18 protein-coding genes and 1 pseudogene are annotated in these 18,184 nt (G+C 68.2%); 14 read left to right on the top strand and 5 right to left on the bottom strand.

Features of this window, described 5'->3' with window-relative positions:
- Window positions 1-10: 10 nt before the first annotated feature.
- Complete coding sequence (locus ABIC63_RS14400; protein WP_354320247.1) at window positions 11-943, bottom strand: AraC family transcriptional regulator; 933 nt, start codon at window positions 941-943, stop codon at window positions 11-13.
- Between the two features lie 93 nt (window positions 944-1,036).
- Here ABIC63_RS14400 and ABIC63_RS14405 point away from each other — a divergent pair, with 93 nt between their 5' ends.
- From ABIC63_RS14405 to ABIC63_RS14430, 6 genes and pseudogenes are all read left to right on the top strand, one after another.
- The gene (locus ABIC63_RS14405; RefSeq protein WP_354320248.1) at window positions 1,037-1,903 is read left to right on the top strand and encodes an oxidoreductase; all 867 of its coding nucleotides are present in this window, start codon (window positions 1,037-1,039) and stop codon (window positions 1,901-1,903) included.
- A gap of 9 nt (window positions 1,904-1,912) precedes the next feature.
- Window positions 1,913-2,374, top strand: a complete 462-nt coding sequence (locus ABIC63_RS14410) for a hypothetical protein (RefSeq protein WP_354320249.1) — start codon at window positions 1,913-1,915, stop codon at window positions 2,372-2,374.
- 702 nt (window positions 2,375-3,076) lie between these two features.
- Window positions 3,077-3,376 carry a hypothetical protein gene (locus tag ABIC63_RS14415; protein WP_354320250.1) on the top strand — a complete coding sequence of 100 codons (300 nt, stop codon included), beginning with the start codon at window positions 3,077-3,079 and terminating at the stop codon, window positions 3,374-3,376.
- Window positions 3,377-3,430: 54 nt separating this feature from the next.
- Entirely contained in the window at window positions 3,431-3,679 is a 249-nt protein-coding gene (locus tag ABIC63_RS14420; protein WP_354320251.1) for a hypothetical protein, read from the top strand.
- Window positions 3,680-3,728: 49 nt separating this feature from the next.
- A complete protein-coding gene (locus ABIC63_RS14425; RefSeq protein WP_354320252.1) occupies window positions 3,729-4,100 on the top strand; it encodes a hypothetical protein in 372 nt (123 codons plus the stop codon).
- 48 nt (window positions 4,101-4,148) lie between these two features.
- Window positions 4,149-4,514: pseudogene (locus ABIC63_RS14430) on the top strand (SOS response-associated peptidase family protein); the annotation flags it as partial.
- Window positions 4,515-4,673: 159 nt separating this feature from the next.
- Here the strand turns inward: ABIC63_RS14430 and ABIC63_RS14435 are convergent.
- A complete protein-coding gene (locus ABIC63_RS14435; protein WP_354320253.1) occupies window positions 4,674-5,894 on the bottom strand; it encodes an aminotransferase-like domain-containing protein in 1,221 nt (406 codons plus the stop codon).
- A 12-nt stretch (window positions 5,895-5,906) separates the two neighbouring features.
- The gene (gene hglS / locus ABIC63_RS14440) at window positions 5,907-7,307 is read right to left on the bottom strand and encodes a 2-oxoadipate dioxygenase/decarboxylase HglS (RefSeq protein ID WP_354320254.1); all 1,401 of its coding nucleotides are present in this window, start codon (window positions 7,305-7,307) and stop codon (window positions 5,907-5,909) included.
- A 253-nt stretch (window positions 7,308-7,560) separates the two neighbouring features.
- Between hglS and amaB the strand changes: the two genes are divergently transcribed.
- Both amaB and ABIC63_RS14450 read left to right on the top strand, forming a co-directional pair.
- On the top strand, window positions 7,561-9,075 hold the full coding sequence (gene amaB, locus ABIC63_RS14445; protein WP_354320255.1) for an L-piperidine-6-carboxylate dehydrogenase: 1,515 nt from the start codon (window positions 7,561-7,563) through the stop codon (window positions 9,073-9,075).
- Between the two features lie 52 nt (window positions 9,076-9,127).
- Window positions 9,128-9,727: a helix-turn-helix domain-containing protein gene (locus ABIC63_RS14450; RefSeq protein WP_354320256.1), complete on the top strand. Its 600-nt coding sequence runs from the start codon at window positions 9,128-9,130 to the stop codon at window positions 9,725-9,727.
- A 9-nt stretch (window positions 9,728-9,736) separates the two neighbouring features.
- Here ABIC63_RS14450 and ABIC63_RS14455 read toward each other — a convergent pair whose 3' ends face one another.
- Window positions 9,737-10,435, bottom strand: a complete 699-nt coding sequence (locus tag ABIC63_RS14455; RefSeq protein ID WP_354320257.1) for a FadR/GntR family transcriptional regulator — start codon at window positions 10,433-10,435, stop codon at window positions 9,737-9,739.
- Window positions 10,436-10,479: 44 nt separating this feature from the next.
- Between ABIC63_RS14455 and ydiJ the strand changes: the two genes are divergently transcribed.
- The 6 genes from ydiJ to ABIC63_RS14485 all read left to right on the top strand — a co-directional run bounded on the left by ydiJ (window position 10,480) and on the right by ABIC63_RS14485 (window position 16,989).
- Window positions 10,480-13,545, top strand: a complete 3,066-nt coding sequence (gene ydiJ / locus ABIC63_RS14460; protein ID WP_354320258.1) for a D-2-hydroxyglutarate dehydrogenase YdiJ — start codon at window positions 10,480-10,482, stop codon at window positions 13,543-13,545.
- 278 nt (window positions 13,546-13,823) lie between these two features.
- Window positions 13,824-14,024, top strand: a complete 201-nt coding sequence (locus ABIC63_RS14465) for a hypothetical protein (RefSeq protein ID WP_354320259.1) — start codon at window positions 13,824-13,826, stop codon at window positions 14,022-14,024.
- Between the two features lie 116 nt (window positions 14,025-14,140).
- A complete protein-coding gene (locus ABIC63_RS14470) occupies window positions 14,141-14,953 on the top strand; it encodes a transporter substrate-binding domain-containing protein (protein ID WP_354320260.1) in 813 nt (270 codons plus the stop codon).
- 28 nt (window positions 14,954-14,981) lie between these two features.
- Window positions 14,982-15,755 carry an amino acid ABC transporter permease gene (locus ABIC63_RS14475; protein WP_354320261.1) on the top strand — a complete coding sequence of 258 codons (774 nt, stop codon included), beginning with the start codon at window positions 14,982-14,984 and terminating at the stop codon, window positions 15,753-15,755.
- Window positions 15,756-16,568 (top strand): amino acid ABC transporter ATP-binding protein, encoded by an 813-nt coding sequence (locus ABIC63_RS14480; protein ID WP_354320262.1) that lies wholly within the window; start codon window positions 15,756-15,758, stop codon window positions 16,566-16,568.
- Between the two features lie 10 nt (window positions 16,569-16,578).
- Entirely contained in the window at window positions 16,579-16,989 is a 411-nt protein-coding gene (locus ABIC63_RS14485) for a GFA family protein (RefSeq protein WP_354320263.1), read from the top strand.
- Between the two features lie 170 nt (window positions 16,990-17,159).
- Here ABIC63_RS14485 and ABIC63_RS14490 read toward each other — a convergent pair whose 3' ends face one another.
- Window positions 17,160-18,140, bottom strand: coding sequence for an IS5 family transposase (locus tag ABIC63_RS14490; RefSeq protein WP_354320264.1), 981 nt, complete (start codon window positions 18,138-18,140; stop codon window positions 17,160-17,162).
- Between the last annotated feature and the right edge of the window lie 44 nt (window positions 18,141-18,184).

Here is an 18,184-nt window from a genome sequence, read left to right on the forward strand (position 1 = left end):
GCCCTGCGCGTCAGTGAGACGTGACGTACGGCCCCTGCGGCAGCGGCGGCAGGGCGAAGCCGCTCTTCATGCGCTGCACCTCGGCCATCGGCGCCAGGCCGAACAGGCGCTTGAACTCCCGACTGAACTGCGATGGGCTCTCGTAGCCGACGGCCGTTGCCGCGCCGGCCGCGGTCATGCCCTGTCGCAGCATCAGCAGCCGGCCTTGGTGCAGTCGTACGGACTTGAGGTATTGCATGGGCGACGTGCCAGTCACCGCCTTGAAATGGCTGTGGAAGGCGGCTGGTCCCAGTGCGGATTCCTGGGCGAGCGCCGCGACGCTGAGGGTGGCGGCATGATCGCGGTGGATGCGCTGAATCGCACGCCCGATCTGGCCGAAGCGTCCCTGTGCCGAAAGCGCCGCCCGCAATGTGCCACCTTGCTCCCCGTGCAGCACATGGAAGTAGATTTCGCGCAGCACGCCGGGGCCGAGCACCTCGGCCTCCAAGGGGTTCCCTGCGCACTGCAGGAGTCGGAGCACGGCCCCGGCAAGGCGGTCGTCCATGGGCGACGACACCAGCCCCGCTGGCTCGAGCGGCGCCGCTGGCGGCGAATGGTTGGCGATCTGCGTGGCAACCTCGGCCGCGAGTTGCAGGTCGAGCCGGAAGTAGATGGCAAGCAGAGGCCGCTCCATGCTGGCATCGGTCTGCATCGTGAACGGCACAGGCACTGCGACCGCGAGCACCTGCTGCTCGTCGTAGACGAACTCCCGGTCGCCCAGCCAGCCCCGCTTGGACCCCTGGCAGACCACGACGATGCCGGGTTCGTACAGAACTGGCGTTACGCCGAGCCTTCGATTGCTTCGCAGCCAGCGCACGCCCGGCAGCTGGCTGGGGGTGTATCCCTCCTGCAGGGCCATGCGGGACAGCAAGCGGACCATCTGGCTTTGCAGGCTGAGATTCATGAATGGAGGAATAGGCAAGAACGACGGAGCGTTAGCCATTCTCGCCGAGCGACGGACTGCCTAGCATTCAGCATCGCTTTCTCTAGGACTCTCATGCACACGACATCTTCCTCCAGGAACTTCTTCATCACTGGCGTCAGCAGCGGCTTCGGCCAGGCCCTGGCGCAAGCGGCACTCGCAGAGGGTCACCGGGTGATCGGCACGGTGCGCAATGCGCAGGCGGCCTCCGACTTCGAGCGGATGCATCCGCACAATGCCCTCGCGCAGCTTCTCGACGTGACCGATCACGCGGCTGTGGAGAAGGTCGCTGCCGAATCGGAAAAGGCAATCGGCCCGATCGACGTGCTGGTCAACAACGCGGGCTACGGCCACGAGGGAATTCTGGAAGAGAGTTCGCTTGAGGCTCTGCGCGCGCAGTTCGAGGTCAACGTGTTCGGCGCGGTGGCTGTCATCAAGGCTTTTCTGCCCTCGATGCGCGCGCGCCGCAGCGGACGCATCCTGAACATCACCTCGATGGGTGGCTTCATCACCATGCCGGGCATCAGCTACTACTGCGGCAGCAAGTTTGCGCTGGAGGGCATCTCCGAGGCTCTGGGGCGCGAGGTGGCCGGCCTGGGAATCGACGTCACGGCGGTGGCGCCGGGCTCGTTCCGCACCGATTGGGCGGGGCGCTCCATGGTTCGCGCGCCGCGCAGCATCGCCGACTACGACGCCTTGTTCGATCCGGTGCGTGAGCGGCGCCAGGCCGTCAGCGGCCGGCAGCTCGGCGACCCGGCGAAAGCCGCCGCGGTCATGCTGCGCATCGCCACTGCGGTCGAAAGGCCGCCGACGCATCTCTTGCTGGGCAGTGACGCACTGGAGCTGGTCACGGGCAAGCTGGACACATTGCGTTCGTTGTTCGGGGCCTGGGAGTCCACGACGCGCTCCACCGATGCCCTCCCTCTGCCCGGGGCACCCTGAGCGCGTGAGATGGCGCGGCTTGCATGGACGGATGGTGTCTGGACGCGATTCGATGTTCGACAGCCGAATCGCAGTACGCGCCCGTTCGGGCTGGCCGTCATTCCATCGCGCGACGATGGCCGCTTTGAACGTCCAGGGGGGCTAGTTTCATCCGGCCAATCGAAACGGCAGCTCAAGGCCGCCAGCATCCGGCTGCATGAGAAGGCGGGCGAGCTGTGGAAGAGGGAGGCGGGGGCCGACAGCAGCTACTTCATCTGCAAGGGCGCGACCCTTCAGGTCCGCTGTCGGGGACGTCCGCTCAATGCGGAGGGCGGCAGCCTGCACAGCGAGCTCGCTGATGCTGCGGTGTACGTTGTCTATGGCGGTGGGTCGTTGCGGCTGGTCCTGAAGAAGCCCGCGACCGCCTCAGGCGTGCCCAAGCGCCACTTTGTGATGGGAAGTGCTGCACCAAAGTGGGAGCGGAAGTGGTGAGCCTTGCGTAGACACTGCTCAGAGGCCGGGTAACAGCGACACGGCGCGGTCGGCGACGACCGCCAACGCGATGCACCAGCGGCGCGCAAGGCTGTGCGCATCCGGCGTTGAAGGTTGAGCGCTGAGGGCCGTCCAGTCAATGATGCTGCGTTCGCTCGGCTATTGGGGCTCGCGCCAACCGCGCCAAGCCAGCGTGTGTCTTCAAAAGACGTTGGTATGGCCGTGTCAGGTTTCGCGCGGGTTTGCGTTTGAAGCCTCGGAGGTCGTCAGTTGTGAGGCTGGGAACAAGGCGGCCTTTCATCGCCAGGCTCCCGGTGTGGGGTCGCAGCTCGGAACCGATGTGGTCGTTCTCCACCGCATCACCAGCCCTTGTCTGGCTTGGCGCGACACATACTGACGCGAGCGCCCCTATAGTGGCCGGCGACGACGCACCAGCCATGCCTTCCCAAGCCAGCAGACAGACCATCGCCCGCCGATGGGAGCTCCTGCGCTGCCTGCCCAGTGCAGGCGCTGGCGAGACAGCCGCGGCGCTCCGCCAATGCCTGTCCGGCGCCGGCTTCTCGGTTAGCAAGCGTCAAGTCGAGCGCGCCTTGCGGGACCTCGCTGCGATATTTCCGCTGGAGTGCAACTGCCGCGCCTCTGATCGGTACGTTGCGCCAGTATGTGCAGCGTTGCAGAAGAATTGCAGTAGAACCCAAACCGATGACCGAGCTCAGTCCTCAAATCGTGGCATTGCTGAAGGATCCACGTCACCTTACTGCGGCGCTTGACGTCCGCGCCCATCTCGAGCGGGTGGAGGAGGACATCAAGCTGCGGTTCTGCGAGCGGCTCCGCGTGGCGCTCGACAAGAAGCTCGCGGACTCGGATGCTAGGCACCGGTGGCAGGTGGACACCAGTCCGGAGTACTCCTGTACCGTCCTGTTCGGACTGATCCCACTTGCTGACCGCCTCGGCTTCCGCTGCCTGGCGCGTCTGAGTTCCACGGCCGGCGAAAAGGACTGAGCCGCCGTACTTTGGCGCCGGCCTCCCTTGCGCCCGTTGTCCCCGGAGCTGGGCGTGACCCTGCGTCAGGAATTCGGGGGGATCGCACCCCACGAATTCAAATGGAACCTGGCGCAGCGGACGCTGCCTGCCGGCAAGAACCTGCCGCTGACCCAGGGGACGCCGGAGAGCATCCGACAGGTGAATGAGGACAACGAGGGCGCCGGCAAGTTCGCCGAGGAATTGGCCGACACGCTCTGGGAGGATTTCGTGCACGCCTACACGCGGATCGAAGCTCTGGAGGAATTCCGGCCCGCTGTCTGAACCGCGCGGACGCGACGCATGCCGTCGCGCTCGCGACCAGCATTGGCGCATGCCGCGCCCACCGCTCGCCGCCACGCTGCTCGCCGCCTTCGCGCAGTGCCCGCGCCGCCTGTGGTTCCAGGCTCGCCTGCCCGATCTGGCCGAAGGCAACGGTCCGTCATGCGCTCCTGCCCAGGCGGGTTTCGACGTGCGGGAGGCTGCCCGTAGCCTCTATGTGAAACGCACTGTCGTTCCCCGCAACGAGAATGTGCAAGATGCGGTCACTGCGAGCCGTAGCGCACTCTCACGACATCCGCGACGTGTCTTGCTCGACGGCGCTTTCTCGCACGAGAACGTGCTGGTACGGGTGGATGGGCTGCTACCTGCGCGACGCGGCATGCGGCTGGTGGCGCGGCGGTTACGGCAAGTCGAGGGCGCGTGAGATTTGTTCAAAACCTCGGCTGAAGCTAAGCGCCCTATCGTGGATTCCATGTGCGCGAACTACCTGCCCGTGACCAACGCCGATGAGTTGCTGGCGTTCTTCGGCGTGCAGCGGGACGCGCCGGCCGAGACGCCCTCGGAGCTCTACCCAACCGGGCTGGGGCCATTAATTCGGCCGGTGAACGGCCAGCGGGAGTCCGAGGCAGGCCGCTTCGGTCTGCTGCCGCCCTGGCGCCGGGAGGTGGCCTACGGCCGCAGCACGTACAACGCGCGCAGCGAGACGCTGAGTACCAAGGCCAGCTTCAAAGACAGCTGGATGCGGGGCCTGCGCTGCGTGATCCAGGCCAAGGCGGCTTACGAGCCGAAGTACGCCGAGGACCTGACCAGCGAGCGCTGGCGCACCGAGCAGCAACACAGGACGCCCTTCGCTTCAGTGCGTCCCTACAGCCAGTGTCTGGAGCACGGTGTCGGCAAGTCTAGCTACCTAGTAGGAGAGGGTTGTTGCCCTTGCCTAGCACGATGCTGCGCGTCGCATCGGTTATGCGCACGTCATTGCGCTCCGATAGCTTGTCCCTCACGTGCAGCCGTGGGATGCGATGTCGAAGGCGCGCACGAGGCGCGCGACGCCCGTGGCGATGGCCTCAAGGCTAGGCGCAGCGTACGACAGGCGCATCGTGTGGGGGTCTTGTGCCTGGGGTTGGAATGCCGCTCCAGGCACGAAGAGCACACCCAGTTCAACGGCTGCATTGAATAGTGTCTGCGGATCCACTCTATGGTCAAAGCGGGCCCAGACAAACATGCCCCCACCAGGCGGGGGCGCTTCGATGCGTGCGCCGAGCGCTTGAGATAGGGCGCTGACCATGGCGTGCATCCGGCGTTGATATTCGTCGCAGGCACGCCGCACTGCGGACTCGTAGCGCTGTGCTTCCAGGTAGGCCAGCGCAATGGCCTGGGTGATCGGCGATGTGCATAGGTCCATCGTCTGCTTGGCGATCGCGCAACGGCGCAGCACGTCGGCCGGCGCCACCATCCAGCCCACGCGCAGCGAGGGCGCCACGGTCTTGGACAGGCTTGACAGGTACAGCACCGGGTTGCGCGCGCCCGCCAGTCGCTGGCCGGCCGCGAAGATGGTGGCCACCGGGGCGCCGCTGAAATTCAGCTCGCCGTACGGATCGTCTTCCACGATCAGGAAGCCGAATTCCAAGGCCAGTTGCACCAGCCGTTCGCGCCGCGGCTGCGACAGCAGGCTGCCGCTGGGGTTGGAGAAGGTGGGCACGGTGTACAGCAGCTTGGGCCGGCGGCCGGCTGGCATGGCGCGCAGCAGGGTCTCCAGCGCGTCGGTCTGCAGGCCGTCCATGTCCACCGGCAAGGGGGTGAGATGGGCGCCGGCGAGCCGGAGCGACTGGATGGCGGCCGGGTAGGCGGGCGTCTCGATCAGCACCGTGTCGCCGGGCGCAACGAACACGCGCACCAGCAGGTCGAAGGCCTGCTGCGAGCCGGCCGTCACCAGCACGTCGGCCGCTTCGCATCGCACGCCGCGGCCGGCGCTCATGTCGGCCAGCGCGGCGCGCAGCCCAGGGCGGCCCTCTGTGGCGCCGTATTGCACGACGCCGGCCGGATCGCCGGCGAAGACACGGGCGCTGGCCTGTGCCAGGCCCTCTGCGTCCAGCAACGCCGGGGAGGGGTAGCCGCCGGCGAAGGAAACCAGGCCCGGCCGGCTCAGGTAGGGAAACAGCTCGCGGATGGGGGAGCCCGCCGGCTCGGCATAGGCGGGGGCGAAGGCGACGTCGTTCATGGGGCCGGGCACTCAGGCAAGGGCGGTTTCGGGCCGCGCCGCGCAGTGGCCCAGCTGTGCGAGCACGGCGTCGATGGAGCGCTGCTGCGCCGCCTCGTAGAGCGCGATCTCGTCCAGCACGGCGCGGCCCAGGTCGCGCTCGAAGGCGGCCTGGGCGGCGTTGGCCGCATAGCTGCGCTGCTCGGTGCCGCCCAGGTTGGACTGGAAGATGCCGGCGGCGCTGACCGGCAGGAAGTCTTCGTAGGTGATGGGCTCGGCCACCACCGCACCGCTGGCCAGAAGCGCGTCGAGCGTGCGCCCGCCGCTGGCGCCAAGGCGGCCGGGCGGCGACGCGGCGCCATCGGCCAGCCGGTAGCGGAAGAAGGCCAGCCCTTCCTGCCGCAGCGTGTCGAGGTCGTCGGGGAAGGCCTCGAAGGCCCGAGTGAGCCGTTCTTCGTACGCGGTGCCGGTGCCGTCGCCGTCGCGCGCAGTGGCCAGCAGGTGGTCGTAGAGCGCCCGGCCCTTGCGGGTGAGCGCCATGCCGCGCTGCTCGATCTCGCCGAAGCGGGCCGTGTGGCTGCCCACCGACGCGGCGTCGGTGAAGTGCACGGGCTCGACCAGCGCCTTGAAGCTGGTCTGGCGCAGCAGGATCGGGTGCCGGCGCGGCGGCGGGCCCTCGACCACTTCCTTCGCGGCGATGCCGCGGGACGGCATGGCGCGCTGGGCGGCGTCGATGTCCAGGGTGCGGGGCGTCAGGTGGTTGATGTGCGGGCCGCCGAAGCAGACCACGTCGGCCACCAGCCGGTGGGCATCGTGCAGCTGCCGGTAGGTGTCGGCCGCCACCGTGGCCTGGCTGTGCCAGCGGAAGGTGCCGCACACCTCGGCCACGAATTCCTGCGCCTCGGCGACCTCCAGGCCGCCCTGGGCTTCGCTCCTGGCGGTAAGTGCCAGAGCCCGCTCCGAGAAGATATGGCGGCGCGCCAGGGTCTCGCTGGCCTGCTCTCGCAGCAGCGGGTCGGCCACCAGGTCCAGCCGCAGCAGCGAGGTGAACAGCCGGAAGGGGTTGGCCGCCAGCGCCTCGTCGCCGACCGGGCGGAAGGCGGTGGAATGCACCGGCACGCCGGCCACCGACAGGTCGTAGTAGCCCACGGGCTGCATGCCCATCACCGCGAACACGCGGCAGGCCTGGGCCAGTTCCTGCGCCGTGCCCAGGCGAATCGCGCCGTGGCGCTCCACGTGCAGGCGGTCGAGCTCGCCGGCGGCCTCCAGCGCGGCGCGCTCGGCGGGATGGGCCTCGAGCCAGTCCCGGTTGATGCCGGCCACCAGGTCCAGCAGCGTGCCGTACTGCGGCACCTCCTGGCGGTACATGTCGGACATGGCGGTGGAGAACTGGGTGCGGATCGCGTCCGCGCCGACGAAGGAGGTGGAAGGCATGGCAGAGGTCTGGGAGGTCAGTTCATGAATTATCAGAATGGAGCTTCAGGAAGCGCTATCGACATTTGGGCACGAAATCATGATCTCGATGAATGAACTCAGACTTGCCTCTGCATGCGCCGCGAGGTGTCGGCGCAAAAATGAAATGCACAAATAAGAGAATAAGTTTACGATAAGAAACTTGAGAAACACGACGGTTCCACCCGGGTGTCTCTGTCCATCCCCTCTCATTCCATTCTTTCTGGAGCCTCCGATGACTGCCTCTGCTGACCGCATCCGCGCCGTGTTCGAACGGCTGGGTGTCCCGCCCGCCCACTACACCGAGGGCACGCTCGCCGTCCGCTCGCCCATCGACGGCGCCGAGATCGGCCGCGTGGCCATCCACGACGCGGCCGAGGTGCAGGCCTGCATTGGCCGCGCGCACGACGCCTTCCTGGCCTGGCGCGACGTGCCCGCGCCCCGCCGCGGTGAACTGGTCCGGCTGCTCGGCGAGGAACTGCGCAAGGACAAGGCGGCGCTGGGCGAGCTGGTCTCGCTCGAGGCCGGCAAGATCGGCACCGAGGGCCTGGGCGAGGTGCAGGAGATGATCGACATCTGCGACTTCGCCGTCGGCCTGTCGCGCCAGCTCTACGGCCTGACCATCGCCTCCGAGCGCCTGGGGCACCGCATGATGGAGTCCTGGCATCCGCTGGGCGTGGTCGGCGTCATCACGGCCTTCAACTTCCCGGTGGCCGTGTGGGCCTGGAACACCGCGCTGGCGCTGGTGTGCGGCGATGCCGTGGTCTGGAAGCCCTCCGAGAAGACGCCGCTGACGGCGATCGCCTGCCAGGCCATCTTCGAGCGCGCCGTGGCGCGCCTGGGCGATGCGCCGGCCCACCTGTCGCAGGTGGTGCAGGGCCTGCGCGACGTGGGCGAGGCGCTGGTCGACGATCCGCGCGTCGCGCTGGTGTCCGCCACGGGCAGCACCCGCATGGGCCGGGAAGTCGGCCCACGCGTGGCGCGCCGCTTCGGCCGCTCGCTGCTGGAGCTGGGCGGCAACAACGCGGTGATCGTCGCGCCCTCGGCCGACCTCGACCTGGCCGTGCGCGGCATCGTGTTCGCGGCCGCCGGCACGGCCGGCCAGCGCTGCACCACCACCCGCCGGCTGATCGTGCACCGCAGCGTGCGCGAAGCGTTGGTCGCGCGGCTGAAGAAGGCCTACGCCGGCCTGCCGGTGGGCAACCCGATGGCCGAGGGCACGCTGGTCGGGCCGCTGATCGACCAGGCGGCCTTCGACGGCATGACGCGTGCGCTCGACGCAGCGCGCGCCGACGGCGGCGTCGTGACCGGCGGCGAGCGCGTGCTGCAGCAGGACTACCCCGGCGCGTTCTACGTGCGCCCCGCCATCGTCGAGATGCCCGCGCAGACCGACACCGTGCGGCATGAGACCTTCGCGCCCATCCTCTACGTGCTGGACTACGACGAGTTCGCGCAGGCGCTGGCGCTGCAGAACGACGTGCCCCAGGGCCTGTCTTCGGCCATCTTCAGCAACGACGTGCGCGAGACCGAGACCTTCCTGTCGGCGTCCGGCTCCGACTGCGGCATCGCCAACGTCAACATCGGCACCTCGGGCGCCGAGATCGGCGGTGCCTTCGGCGGCGACAAGGAAACGGGCGGCGGCCGCGAATCCGGCTCCGACGCCTGGAAGGCCTATATGCGCCGTGCCACCAACACCGTCAACTACTCCCGCTCGCTGCCGCTGGCGCAGGGCGTGAAGTTCGACGTCTGAGGCAGCCGGTGTGCGGCCTTGCTCTAATGCAGGGGTGCGCAACCCGAACCCCATGGCGACTGCCGAAGAACGCATCCATCCCGAAGTGCTGCTGGGCCAGCGCATCAAGGCGCTGCGGCTCGGCCGCGGCTGGACCCTCGAACAGCTCGGCCAGCAAAGCGGGCTGGCCCGCTCGACGCTGTCGAAGATCGAGAACGGCCAGATGTCACCGACCTACGACGCGCTGATCAAGCTGGCGTCGGGGCTGGGGCTGGACCTGGGCCAGCTGTTCTCGCCGCAGGCCGCGCCCGCGCTCGCCGGGCGCCGCAGCATCCACCGCGCCGGCAGCGGGCTGCCGCATCCGACGCCGCACTACCGGCACCTGCTGCTGTGCAACGAGCTGGCGCAGAAGGACATGATCCCCTTCAAGTCGACGGTGACGGCCCGCGCCTTCGAGGACTTCGACGACTGGAGCCGGCACGACGGCGAAGAGTTCGTCTACGTGCTGACGGGCGAAATCACGCTCTACACCGAGTTCTACGAGCCGGCGGACCTCGGCCCGGGCGACGCCTGGTACATCGACAGCCGGCTGGGCCACCGCGTGGTCAGCCGCAGCGCGAAGGATGCCGAGGTGCTCTGGGTCAGCACCACGCATCCCAAGGAAACGGGCTGATTTCCTGAATCATGGGCCGTCCGGCGCCGCCAGCCGCCTGGCGGCCGCCATCACGTGCCGCTTCATGGCCGCCTCGGCGGCCTTGGGCGACTGCCGCTCGATGGCGTCGAAGATGGCGAGGTGCTCGCGCTGCACCACCGCCGGCAGGCCCGTGGAGCGCGCACTGCGCTGGCGGGCGGCCTCGATGGCCGAGGCATAGAAGCGGCCCAGGTAGTCCATGAACAGCCGGTAGTGGCCGTTGCCGGTGGCTTCCGCGATGGTGCGGTGGAAGTCCAGGTCGGCGTCGGCGTCGGCGCCGCCCGCGCCGTCGGCATCGGCCATGCGCCGCAGGCAGTCGCGCAGGTGGTCGAGCTGGGCCGGGCTGCGCCGCTCGGCGGCCAGGGCTGCGGCCGTGCCTTCCACGCCCAGCCGCAGTTCGGCCAGCTCGACGACGGAGGCGGTGGCATCCGCCGCCGGCGCCTCGAAGCGGAAGGGCGTGCGCGCCGATGGCGCCAGCACGAAGCTGCCACGGCCCTGGCGCGTCTCGATCAGGCCCTCGGCCTTGAGCCGGGCCATGGCCTCGCGCAGCACCGTGCGGCTGACGCCGTAGTGCTCGCACAGCGCCGGCTCGATGGGCAGTTGGCTGCCGACGGGATAGCGGCCGGCGCCGATGTCCGCCGAAAGGGCCTGCATCAGCCGCTCCGGCAGCGAAGGGGAATTGAGGGACATGGCCGCGAGCATACGTCTGCCAAATTCATACTATGATAATACGTATGACGAAAACTGTGAGCATCTCGATGCCTGCGCCGGTGGCCGCGGGCCACGGTGCCTTCCTGCGCGCGCTGCAGGAGGCCGGCTTTCAGGGCGAGATCGGCACCGCCCATGGGGAGCGCACGGTGCAGGGCACCGACAACTCCATCTACCAGCGCCTGCCGCAGGCCTGCATCTACCCGCGCGACGCCGACGACGTGGTGCGCGTGGCCACGCTGGCCGGCCAGGAACGCTGGCGCGCCATCGTGCTCACGCCCCGTGGCGGGGGCACCGGCACCAATGGCCAGTCGCTGACCGACGGCATCGTGGTCGACCTGTCGCGACACATGAACCGCATCCTCCACATCGACCCGCAGAGGCGGCAGGTGCGCGTGCAGGCCGGCGTGGTCAAGGACCAGCTCAATGCCGCGCTGGCGCCGTACGGCCTGTTCTTTGCGCCCGAGCTGTCGACCTCCAACCGTGCGACGCTGGGCGGCATGGTGGCCACCGACGCGAGCGGCCAGGGCAGCTGCACCTACGGCAAGACGCGCGACCACGTGGTCGAACTCGACACCGTGCTGCTCGGTGGCGTCCGCCTGTGCAGCCATGCGCTGGACGAGGCCGCGCTGGACGCGCAGTGCGCCCGGGCCGACCGTGCGGGCGAGGCCTACCGCACGGCCCGGGCCATCCAGCGCGAGCAGCAGGACCTGATCGACGCCGTGTTCCCGCCGCTCAACCGCTGCCTGACGGGCTACGACCTGGCGCACCTGCGCGGGGCCGATGGGCGCTTCAACCTCAACAGCCTGCTGTGCGGTGCCGAGGGTTCGCTGGGCCTGCTGGTGGAGGTCACGCTCAACGTGCTACCGATCCCAACCTGCAGCGTGCTGGTGAACGTGCGCTACGCCGGCTTCATGGAGGCACTGCGCGACGCCCGGGCGCTCATGGCGCATCGGCCGCTGTCCATCGAGACGGTCGACGCCACCTTGTTGCAGATGGCCATGCGCGACAGCGTCTGGCAGCACGTGGCCGACTACTTTCCTGCCGACGCCGACCGGCCCACGCTGGGCATCAACCTCGTCGAGTTCAGCGGCGGCGACGCGGCCGAGATCGATGCGCGCGTGGCCGCGTTCACCCGGTCCCTGCGCGCCGACGAAGCCGCGGGCCGGCTGGGCCACACGCTGGCCGTCGGCCAGGCGGCCGTGCGCCATGTCTATGCCATGCGCAAGCGGGCCGTCGGCCTGCTGGGCAACGTCGATGGCGAGGCGCGCCCCCAGCCCTTTGTCGAGGACACCGCCGTGCCGCCCGAGCACCTGGCCGACTACATCGCCGAGTTCCGGGCCCTGCTCGACCAGCATGGCCTGCGCTATGGCATGTTCGGCCACGTGGATGCAGGCGTATTGCACGTGCGCCCGGCGCTGGACATGAAAGACCCGGCGCAGGTGGCGCTGCTGCAGCCCCTGACCGACCGCGTCGCGGCCTTGACTCGCAAGTACGGCGGGCTGCTCTGGGGCGAACACGGCAAGGGGCTGCGCTCGCAGTACGCGCCTGAGTTCTTCGGGCCGCTGTACCCGGCCCTGCAGCAGATCAAGGCCGCCTTCGACCCGCACAACCAGCTCAACCCTGGCAAGATCGCCACGCCCGCGGGCGTGGCCGGCGCCCAGTCGCTCGGCGTGCGGCAGGTGGCGCTGCGCGGCGAGCATGACCGCCAGATCGACGAGCGCGTCTGGCGCAGCTACGGCGCCGCCATGCATTGCAACGGCAACGGCGCCTGCTACGACCACGACCCCGACGAGGCGATGTGCCCCTCGTGGAAGGGCACGCGGGAGCGCGTGCATTCGCCCAAGGGCCGCGCCACGCTGATGCGCGAATGGCTGCGGCTGCAGCAGCGCGAAGGCGTGGACGTCCTGGCCGCGCAGCAGAAGCCGCCGGGCCTGCTGGCCGGTCTGCCCGCGCGCTGGCGCAACAGCCGCGCCCGGCGGGCCGGCGCGCAGGACTTCTCGCACGAGGTCTACGACGCGATGGCGGGCTGCCTGGCCTGCAAGTCCTGCGCGGGCCGCTGCCCGGTGAAGGTGAGCGTGCCGGAGTTCCGCGCGCGCTTCCTGGCGCTGTACCACCAGCGCTACCAGCGGCCTGCGCGCGACTACCTGGTCGGCTCGCTCGAATTCACGCTGCCCTGGCTGGCGCGCCTGCCGGGCGTCTACAACGGCGTCATGGGCTCGCGGCCGGTGCGCCATGCGCTCGAACGCCACTTCGGTTTGGTGGATAGCCCCATGCTGAGCCGGGTCGACTTCGCCTCTGCGCTTCGGCGGCTGGGCGTGAAGATGGCCACCGGGGCCACACTGGCGGCGTTGTCGCCGAGCCAGCGTGCACGCAGCGTGGTGCTGGTGCAGGACGTCTTCACCCGCTACTTCGAGACGCCGCTGGCCGTGGCCTTCATCGAGTTGGCGACGCGCCTGGGCCACACCGTCTACCTGTCGCCGCTGCTGCCCAATGGCAAGCCGCTGCATGTGCACGGCTTCCTCGACGCCTTCGACCGCGTTGCCGCCCGGCATGTGAGGGCCTTGTCGGCGCTGGCGGCCCACGGCGTGCCGCTGGTGGGGCTGGATCCCGCCATGACGCTGGTGTTCCGGCAGGAGTACCGCAAGGTGCAGGGTGCCGAGGGGTGCCCGGAGGTTCGGCTGCCGCAGGAGTGGCTGCTCGATGCGCTGCCCGAGTGCACCGGCGAAGCACCGGCGGCGCCCCCGCATGGCCGCTACCGCCTGTTGGCCCATTGCGCCGAGAAGACAAACGTCGCGGGCGCCGAGGCACTCTGGGTGCGCGTGTTTGCCAAGGCCGGACTGGTGCTGCGGCCCGAGGCGGTGGGCTGCTGCGGCATGTCGGGCACCTATGGCCACGAAGCGCGCAACCAGGCCACCTCACTGCGGATCTTCGAGCAGTCCTGGGGCCGGCGCATCGACGAGGAGGCGGACGGCGGGCCGTTGCTGGCCACCGGCTATTCCTGCCGCAGCCAGGTGGACAGGCTGCGGGGTCTGCGGGTGAAGCATCCCATCGAGATCTTGCTGGCCGAAGCCGGCACGCTGGCGGGCTGAACCGGGTCCGCGTGTCGGGGCGCCTACGGCCCGGCACCCGAAAGGCCCTCAGGGCCACGGGCGGCATCGACGGCCGTCGGGTGGGGGGGGCTGCGGCCCTGGCGGCGGTCAGGCGCCCGTGGAAGAACTTGATGATCGGAGGGAATGACTTCCGCCGAGGGCGGACTGCGTTTGGCGCTCAGCTCTTACTCCCTGGGTACGGAGAGCCCCGCGCTCAACTGCCGAGGCGGCCATCGACGAATACGCTGCCTGCCAGCCGTCTCCCCCAGGATTCCACCATGACGACCAAGCCCCTTCGTGAGGCACGATGCCCCAACGGCGGGCGAAGCGAGCGCGCATCGCGTTCGGTTTTGGCAGGTCGTTCAGCGGCACTTCATGACTCTCCGGCAACATCGGTGCACGACCAGATGGGCGCCGACGACGAAATGACGAATCTTTGGTCAATTCGTCGAAGATCCGGCAACACTTTGACGATGTGACAGGTCTTTGCTGACGGATACGGCTCCTAGACTTGTCTCGCCCCAAGAGGTTGTGGCCAATCGCTAACATGGCGAGCTTTTTGCTAGGAGTTTCTGTGAATACCAAACGGTTTTTCTTGTCGACTCTGGTCGCCATCTCGGCGATGGTCGGCGCCGGCGCCTCGATGGCGCAGGATGCCGAGTCGACCATGGCGCGTGTGCAACGGACCAAGGTGCTGCGCGTCGGCGCCGTCGCCGGGGCCGTTCCCTACTTCAACAAAGACCTGGCCTCCGGCAAGTGGGAAGGCTTCGGCCCCGACTTCGCGGAGAGCCTGGCGAAGAAGTTCGGCGCCAAGGTCGAGTACGTCGAAACGACCTGGGGCAATGCCGTCCTGGACCTGCAGTCCAACAAGATCGACGCCATGTTCGGCATGGCGCCCACCCCCGCCCGCAAGGAGGTGGTCAACTTCACCGAGACCCTGTTCGACAACACCTACACCACGGTGTGCCGCAAAGGCGTGGCCAAGAAGAGCTGGGAACAGCTGAACGCCCCCGGCAACCGCATCGTCGTCGACGTCGGCTCCAGCCATGACCAGCTGGCCACGCGCGTGCTGCCCAAGGCAGACGTCACGCGCCTGGAGAACAGCGGCGCCGCCACGCTGGCGCTGCAGGCCGGCCGTGCCGATTGCCAGATCCTCGTGATCCTGCTGGCGCAGCCGCTGCTGGCCAAGCGCCCCGACATCGGCACCATGTACATCCCCGAGCCCGTCTACACGGCGCCGGTGAGCATCGGCCTGCGCAAGGAGGTTGACCCGGCCTTCCAGAAGGCCGCCAACGAATGGCTGGCCGAGGTGCGCGCCAAGGGCGACGTCCGCAAGATCATCCTCGCCAACATGGAGAAGCTCGCCGGCGTTCCCGCCAGCGCCTTCCCTGCCGAAATCAAGTTCTGAGGCGGGCATGCAGCACGTAGAGTCAGAGATGGGAACGGGCAGCCGTTCCGCCATCGCCTCCTTCCTGGGCATCGTGGCCGCCGCGGTCATCCTGTGGGGGCTGGTTCGCCAGTTCGGCGGCGGTGCCGCGTCCTCGCAGTACGTCTGGGACTTCGGCTCCCTGTGGAAGTACCGGACCTTGCTGGCGACGGGCCTGGCCTACACGCTGCTCTTCACCGTCGTCTGCGTGGTGCTGGGGCTGGCCGTGGGCCTGCTCACCGGCCTCGGCCGGCTGTCGACGAACCCGCTCATCACCACGCCGCTGCGGGGCTACATCGAGGTGTTCCGCTGCACCCCGGTGCTCGTGCAACTGGTGTGGTTCTACTACGCACTGCCGGTGCTCACGGGCATCGAGCTGTCGGCGGTGGCCGCTGCCACGCTATGCCTGTCGCTGTACGGCGGGGCCTTCTATTCGGAGATCGTGCGGGGCGGGATCATCTCGATCGACCCCGGCCAGACCGAGGCCGCCAAGGCCATCGGCATGACCCGCCTGCAGCTCATGCGCCGCGTGATCCTGCCGCAGGCCTTCGCGAAGATGATTCCGCCGCTGATGAACCAGTCGATCATGCAGCTGAAGAACACGTCGCTGCTGTCGGTGCTGGCTGTGCCCGACCTGCTGTACCAGGGCCAGGTGATCGCGCACGACACCTATCGGCCGCTCGAGGTCTACACGTTCACGGCCATTGCCTATTTCGTCGTGCTGTTCCCGATCACCATCTGGGTCAAGCGCCTCGAGCACAACGGCGCGCCCAAGGAGGTCTGAATGTCGTCCCGCCCGATCATCGAAATCACCGGCCTGAAGAAGTCCTTCGGGACCAACACCGTCCTGAAGGACATCAATCTCACGGTCGAGCGCGGCCAGGTCGTGGCCCTGATCGGCCCGTCCGGCTCGGGCAAGTCGACCCTGCTGCGCTGCATCAACCTGCTGTCGATTCCCAACGGCGGCCGGATCAGCGTCGGCGACCAGAGCATCGAGTTCAACGGCAAGCTCACCAAGCTGCCGAGCGAGAAGAGCCTGGCCAACTTCCGCGCCACCACCGGCATGGTGTTCCAGCACTTCAACCTCTTCCCGCACATGACGGCGCTGCAGAACGTCATGGAAGGGCCGGTGACGGTGCTGAAGATGCCCAAGGCGCAGGCCGACGCCCAGGCACGCGAGCTCCTGAGCAAGGTGGGGCTGGCCGAGCGTGCCGACTACTACCCGGACAAGCTGTCCGGCGGCCAGAAGCAGCGCGTGGCCATCGCCCGCGCCCTGGCCATGAAGCCGGCGGTGATGCTGTTCGACGAGGCCACGTCGGCGCTCGACCCGGAACTCGTCGGCGAAGTGCTCAACGTCATCAAGGGTCTGGCCCGGGACGGCATGACCATGATCCTGGTCACCCACGAGATCGCGTTCGCCCGCGAGGTCGCCGACCAGGTCATCTTCATGCGTGACGGCGTGGTGGCCGAATGCGGCCCGCCGTCGGTGGTCATCAACAACCCGCGCCAGGAGTCCACACGGGCCTTCCTGGGCCGGTTCAAGGCCTCCGAGAACGTGGTGCCCATGCATCCCGTGCCCGAGGCGTCCGCGGCCTGAGAAGGTCGCGATGACCGTGTCGCACGCCGAAGACGCGGACGCCGCCGCCACGGGGCCGCAGGAGCAGCGCCACCACGGGCAGTGCCACTGCGGCGCTGTGCGCTTCTCCTTCCTCGCCCGGCTCGACCGGGCCGTGCGGTGCAACTGCAGCTACTGCGTGCGCAAGAGTGCCTTGCACCATCGCGTGACCGCCGACCGCTTCGAACTGAGCGACGACCGAAACGCCTTGCGCATGTACCACTTCGGCACCCACCAGGCGCGGCATTTCTTCTGCGGCGTCTGTGGCATCCATACCCACTGCCATCCGCGGTCGGCGCCGGAGCAGGTCAACGTCAACCTGCACTGCGTGCCCGACATCGAGGCACTGTTGCCCGCGCTGAGCGTGGCCACCTTCGACGGCCGCAGCTGGTCGCCCGTGTAGCCACGGGCGCTAGGGATGCTCTTCACCATTCGCGCGGTGTAATTCGGAGCGGGTTGAACGTGCCCAATGCCGGACGGAGGCGGCATGCGGTGGGGCAAAGCTGGCAGGCACGAGTGTTTCGGGGTGCGAAGGGGCAGCGAAGTCGCCCCTTTTTGCTGCTCACATGACCCTCACGTCGCCGCCGGGCGCACCTCGGCCACCACGGCTCGCCTGACCATCCACAGATTGCTTAGCGCAAACAGTACCTTCAACTGCGCGGTGTTCTTCGCTAGGCCGCGGTAGCGCACCTTCACATGCCCGAACTGGCGTTTGATCACCCGAAACGGGTGCTCGACTTTGGCTCGTACGCTTGCCTTCAGCCGCTCGATCCTGTCGGTCAGTGCATCCACCGCGCCGGTTGCGGGTTCAAGTGCTCGGCGCAGTCCTGGACGCATTGCCACATGCCAACGCACATGCGCCTTCGCATCCGGACGCTTGTTCACGCCCTGGTAGCCCGCATCGCCGAACGCGAACTTCTCCTGCCCGTGCAGCAGGCTGTTGCCCTCGAGCACGTCGTTGACGTTGCCGGCGGTCCCCCGCACCGTGTGCACCAGCCCCGAGTCGGCGTCCACGCCGATGTGCGCCTTCATGCCGAAGTGCCACTGGTTGCCCTTCTTGCTCTGGTGCATCTCGGGGTCTCGCTTGCCATCCTTGTTCTTGGTCGAACTGGGGGCCGCAATCAGCGTGGCATCCACCACCGTGCCGGCCTTGAGCATCAGCCCCTGGCCCGTGAGCAGTTCGTTCACCCGCTCCAGGATCTGATCGGCCAATTTGTGCTGCTCCAGCAAGCGGCGAAAGCGCAGGATGCTCGAATCGCTGGGCAGCGCGTCGCCCCAGTTGGACAGGCCGGCGAAGTCGCGAAAGACGGGTACGTCGTGCAGGGCCTCTTCCATCGCCGGGTCCGACAGGTTGAACCACTGTTGCATGAAATGGATGCGCAGCAGCGTCTCTACAGCGAAAGGCTGCTGGCCGCGGCGGCCACTCTCGGGCGCGAAGGGCTCTATCAGTGCCACCAGATCGGGCCAGGGCACCACCCTGTCCATCGAATCGAGAAACTCGCGCTTGCGCGTTCGCTTGGTCGACAACGGCAGGCCCAGGCTCGTTTGCTTCATGGCCCTCATGCTCGGCATTCAGCTCGACGCAGGCAAGCACATGA

Source organism: Pseudacidovorax sp. 1753 (genome assembly GCF_040544975.1).
Classification (GTDB): Bacteria; Pseudomonadota; Gammaproteobacteria; order Burkholderiales; family Burkholderiaceae_C; genus Xenophilus.

What these genes read in the sequence shown, in the direction of transcription:
- ABIC63_RS14400 (WP_354320247.1), bottom strand. Translation starts at nt 943, where the DNA reads ATGAATCTCAGCCTGCAAAGCCAGATGGTCCGCTTGCTGTCCCGCATG.
- ABIC63_RS14405 (WP_354320248.1), top strand. Translation starts at nt 1,037, where the DNA reads ATGCACACGACATCTTCCTCCAGGAACTTCTTCATCACTGGCGTCAGC.
- ABIC63_RS14410 (WP_354320249.1), top strand. Translation starts at nt 1,913, where the DNA reads ATGGCGCGGCTTGCATGGACGGATGGTGTCTGGACGCGATTCGATGTT.
- ABIC63_RS14415 (WP_354320250.1), top strand. Translation starts at nt 3,077, where the DNA reads ATGACCGAGCTCAGTCCTCAAATCGTGGCATTGCTGAAGGATCCACGT.
- ABIC63_RS14425 (WP_354320252.1), top strand. Translation starts at nt 3,729, where the DNA reads ATGCCGCGCCCACCGCTCGCCGCCACGCTGCTCGCCGCCTTCGCGCAG.
- ABIC63_RS14435 (WP_354320253.1), bottom strand. Translation starts at nt 5,894, where the DNA reads ATGAACGACGTCGCCTTCGCCCCCGCCTATGCCGAGCCGGCGGGCTCC.
- hglS (WP_354320254.1), bottom strand. Translation starts at nt 7,307, where the DNA reads ATGCCTTCCACCTCCTTCGTCGGCGCGGACGCGATCCGCACCCAGTTC.
- amaB (WP_354320255.1), top strand. Translation starts at nt 7,561, where the DNA reads ATGACTGCCTCTGCTGACCGCATCCGCGCCGTGTTCGAACGGCTGGGT.
- ABIC63_RS14450 (WP_354320256.1), top strand. Translation starts at nt 9,128, where the DNA reads ATGGCGACTGCCGAAGAACGCATCCATCCCGAAGTGCTGCTGGGCCAG.
- ABIC63_RS14455 (WP_354320257.1), bottom strand. Translation starts at nt 10,435, where the DNA reads ATGTCCCTCAATTCCCCTTCGCTGCCGGAGCGGCTGATGCAGGCCCTT.
- ydiJ (WP_354320258.1), top strand. Translation starts at nt 10,480, where the DNA reads ATGACGAAAACTGTGAGCATCTCGATGCCTGCGCCGGTGGCCGCGGGC.
- ABIC63_RS14465 (WP_354320259.1), top strand. Translation starts at nt 13,824, where the DNA reads ATGACGACCAAGCCCCTTCGTGAGGCACGATGCCCCAACGGCGGGCGA.
- ABIC63_RS14475 (WP_354320261.1), top strand. Translation starts at nt 14,982, where the DNA reads ATGGGAACGGGCAGCCGTTCCGCCATCGCCTCCTTCCTGGGCATCGTG.
- ABIC63_RS14480 (WP_354320262.1), top strand. Translation starts at nt 15,756, where the DNA reads ATGTCGTCCCGCCCGATCATCGAAATCACCGGCCTGAAGAAGTCCTTC.
- ABIC63_RS14485 (WP_354320263.1), top strand. Translation starts at nt 16,579, where the DNA reads ATGACCGTGTCGCACGCCGAAGACGCGGACGCCGCCGCCACGGGGCCG.
- ABIC63_RS14490 (WP_354320264.1), bottom strand. Translation starts at nt 18,140, where the DNA reads ATGAAGCAAACGAGCCTGGGCCTGCCGTTGTCGACCAAGCGAACGCGC.